This window comes from Zoogloea sp. LCSB751 (assembly GCF_002028455.1).
Taxonomy (GTDB): domain Bacteria; phylum Pseudomonadota; class Gammaproteobacteria; order Burkholderiales; family Rhodocyclaceae; genus Zoogloea.
This window is the reverse complement of the sequence record NZ_MWUM01000621.1, coordinates 1-236: the sequence shown is the minus strand read 5'-3', so window position 1 is coordinate 236 and position 236 is coordinate 1. Positions and strand designations below refer to the sequence as shown.

General features: G+C 44.9%; 1 protein-coding gene. It reads right to left on the bottom strand.

The window, feature by feature from the left end:
* On the bottom strand, positions 1-236 hold a 236-nt coding region (locus tag B4920_RS27945), incomplete at both ends, for a transporter substrate-binding domain-containing protein (RefSeq protein ID WP_139379785.1).

Sequence of the window (236 nt, the reverse complement as noted above, 5' to 3'; positions counted from 1 at the left end):
GAGCGGCTGAAGGTGGGGTTGTTTAAGTAGATAATGCAGCACATTAATATCAATCACAGCGCCGTCAATACGACCAGCCGCCACCTTTTTGATATTTTGCTCATCGGATGTTGCCGCTTCAACGGGTTGACTCCCTGAAGCTATCATTACATCCAGCGAGTCGGTATTCACATAATCCTGCACAATACCTAAAGTATAACGATTCAAATCGGCTAAATGATGCCAACTAATGGGAC